The sequence below is a fragment of the Hydrogenophaga sp. genome (assembly GCF_026125825.1).
In the GTDB taxonomy this organism is placed as follows: domain Bacteria; phylum Pseudomonadota; class Gammaproteobacteria; order Burkholderiales; family Burkholderiaceae_C; genus Hydrogenophaga.
Genome location: NZ_JAHCKK010000194.1, coordinates 1 through 2,838, shown reverse-complemented (window position 1 = coordinate 2,838; position 2,838 = coordinate 1). Strand labels below are relative to the sequence as shown.

Sequence of the window (2,838 nt, the reverse complement as noted above, 5' to 3'; positions counted from 1 at the left end):
TGGCAGCCGGTGCCGGCAGGCCCCGCTTGAACCCGCCGCCCAGCCAAGCCGACGCCAGCGCGCCCGCCAGCAGCAGGTTGACCACCGCGAGCGCTGCCAGGCGCCGCTTCGAACTCGATTGTTTTTCCAGCGCGGCGCAGGCCTCTCGCACGGTGCGGGCTTCGCGCACGGCGCGCGTCATGCGGCGGCGGGTGTCGGCGTGCAGCAGGGCGTTGCCGTAGGCGCCGGGGATCGCGATGCTCAGCAACAGCAGCGTGAGCAGCACGCCCCATTCCACCGATGGCGGCCAGTGCAGGAATCGCCGGGCCGCCCACAGCACCAGCAGTGCCAACCCCTGGGCGCAGGCCAGGTACACCAGCGCCGAGCCCCAGAGCTGGCGGAACACCAGCCAGTTCAGGGTGAGCAGGCCGGCCGCCGGGTTCCAGACCGGGCTGGCGCGGCCGGCCTCGTCAAAGCGCTCGAACACCGCGAGGTAGTGCGCCGTGTTCACGGGCCCCAGCGCGGCGCGGTACAGCGCGGTGGTGGCACTCTCCGGGGCGGTCGCGGCAGCGGGCGGGTGGGCGGACATGCCCGCGATTCTGGCATGGGCATGCGGGTTGATGCCAAGGGCGCCAACAACGGCTTCTGCCCACAATGCGCACATGCTTCGCTTCCGCTTTGAGCGCCTCCCATGAGCCCGAGCCAGGTCATCGTGCTGGCCACGCCCGTCTTCTTCGCGCTGATCGCGCTCGAATACGCCATCGGCCGCCGGCGCCGGCACAACACCTACCGGCTCGACGATGCCATCAGCAGCATCGGCCTGGGCATGCTCAGCCAGATCAGCGCGGTGTTCACCCGGCTGCTGCGCGTGGGCCTCTACACCGCCGTCTACTCGGCGGTGGCGCTCTGGCCCGACCACCCGTTCTGGACCAGCTGGATCGGCTGGCTGACCGCGCTGGTGTTCTACGACTTCTGCTACTACTGGCTGCACCGCGCCGGCCACGAGAGCGCCGTCTTCTGGGCCGCGCACGTGGTGCACCACCAGAGCCAGGACTACAACCTCTCGACCGCGCTGCGCCAGACCAGTTCGGGTGCGCTGCTGGGCTGGATCTTCTATTTGCCGATGGCGATAGCGGGCGTGCCGCCGCTGGTGTTCGGCGTGGTCGCGCTGATCGACCTGCTCTACCAGTTCTGGGTGCACACCGAGCACGTGGGCAAGCTGGGCTGCTTCGACCGCTGGTTCTGCAGCCCGTCCAACCACCGAGTGCACCACGCGGTGAACGACCGCTACCTCGACCGCAACTACGGCGGCATTCTCATCGTCTGGGATCGCCTGTTCGGCAGCTTCCAGGAAGAGGACGAGAAGTGCGTCTACGGCACACGCAAGCCGCTGCAGAGCTGGGACCCGCTGTGGGCCAATGGCGAGGTGTACTGGGGCCTGCTGCGCGACAGCTGGCACACCCGGCGCTGGGCCGACAAGCTGCGCGTGTGGTTCAAGCCGCCGGGCTGGCGGCCGGCCGACGTGGCCGCGCGCTTTCCGGCGCCGGCCTTTGACCTCGCCACCGTGCAGCGCTTTGCGCCGCCCATGAGCGCCACGGTGCGCTGGTTCGCTGGCGCGCAGTTCGTCGGCCTGCTCGCGGGGGTGGCGGGCTTCCTGTGGTTCGCCGACACCTGGCCGCTCTCGCGCAGCGCCGTGGTGTTCAGCGTGCTGCTGGTGGCGCTGTGGGCCATTGGCGCGGTGATGCAGGGGCGCATCGGCATGGGTGAGGCGCTGCTGATCGAATGCGGTGCCCTGGCCATGGCCACCGCCGCGCTGGGCTGGCTGGAGCTGCACCGGGTCTTCAAGCCGCTGGCCATGCTGATCGCCATGGCGGTGGTGTGGGCGCACGCGCGCAAGGTGGGCGGCGCGCGGCGGGCGCACGCCCTGCTGCTGTGCGCGCTTGCGCTGTCCCTCGCCGGCGATGCCTTCCTGATGTTTCCGGGCTATTTCATTCCGGGGCTGGTGGCCTTCTTGCTGGCCCACCTGGCCTACATCGCGCTGTTCCGCCTGGGCCTGCCCTGGTTCCCGAGCCGGCGCGCCCTGGCGGCCACGCTGGGCCTGGGCGTGGCCATGTACGGCTTTCTGTGGCAGGGCGGCCTGCCGGCCGGCTTGCGTGTGCCGGTGGCGGCCTACGTGCTGGTGATCGCCCTCATGGCTGCGCAAGCCATCGGCCGCGCCAGCGTGCAGCGCGACGGCGCGGCGCTGGCCGTGGCCCTCGGTTCGGGCTTTTTCATGCTGAGCGACTCGCTGCTGGCGACCAACCGTTTCGTCTGGCCGCTGCCGCTGTCGCCCCTGTGGGTGCTGGGCACCTACTACGCGGCGCAGGCGCTGATCGTCGCGGGCATGCTGCGCAGCCGGCGCACCGGTGCCGGGCTGGGCTCGCTCACGGCCTGGCCGTCGGCGCGTTCTTCGCTCGCAGACGGGCACCCACACTGAGCATCCGTTGCGACAACTGCGCCAGCCGGGCATCGGCCTGGGCCAGGTCGACCGATCCCTGGTGCTTGCCCACCTCCAGCGTCATCACCTCCAGCACGATGCCGTGAAGCTCCCGGATGTCCGCCACGGCGGGGGCATCGGGCATCGGCCCGAGCGCGGCCAGCTCCTCACCCAGGGCCCGGTAGGCCGGGATGTGGCGCTGTGCCATCGCCTCGACGAATCCCGCCCCGCCCAGCCGCCCTTGCTGGTGCTCCTTCGCGTCCTGCTGCAACGCCGCCTCCGCAGCCCGCAGGCGGGGCTGCAGGTCCGCCAGCAGCGACTGCGAGTCGAACAACGCCCGATGGTCCACGCCGGGCCGGGCCAGGCCGACGAGCGCGCTCACC

Annotated in this window: 2 protein-coding genes and 1 pseudogene; 1 reads left to right on the top strand and 2 read right to left on the bottom strand. The window is 71.0% G+C overall.

Annotated elements, in window-relative coordinates:
* Window positions 1-568, bottom strand: a pseudogene (locus tag KIT86_RS24805) (sporulation protein); the annotation flags it as partial.
* A gap of 102 nt (window positions 569-670) precedes the next feature.
* On the opposite strand from KIT86_RS24805, the gene KIT86_RS24800 reads away from it, so the two are divergent.
* Window positions 671-2,455, top strand: coding sequence for a lysoplasmalogenase family protein (locus KIT86_RS24800; RefSeq protein ID WP_297403368.1), 1,785 nt, complete (start codon window positions 671-673; stop codon window positions 2,453-2,455).
* Here KIT86_RS24800 and KIT86_RS24795 read toward each other — a convergent pair.
* Window positions 2,403-2,838: hypothetical protein (locus KIT86_RS24795; protein WP_297403367.1), on the bottom strand; the 436-nt coding region annotated here is incomplete at its 5' end. The genes KIT86_RS24800 and KIT86_RS24795 overlap by 53 nt on opposite strands.

Excerpts from the sequence above, each read along its gene's own strand:
- KIT86_RS24800 (WP_297403368.1), top strand. The coding sequence starts at position 671 with ATGAGCCCGAGCCAGGTCATCGTGCTGGCCACGCCCGTCTTCTTCGCG.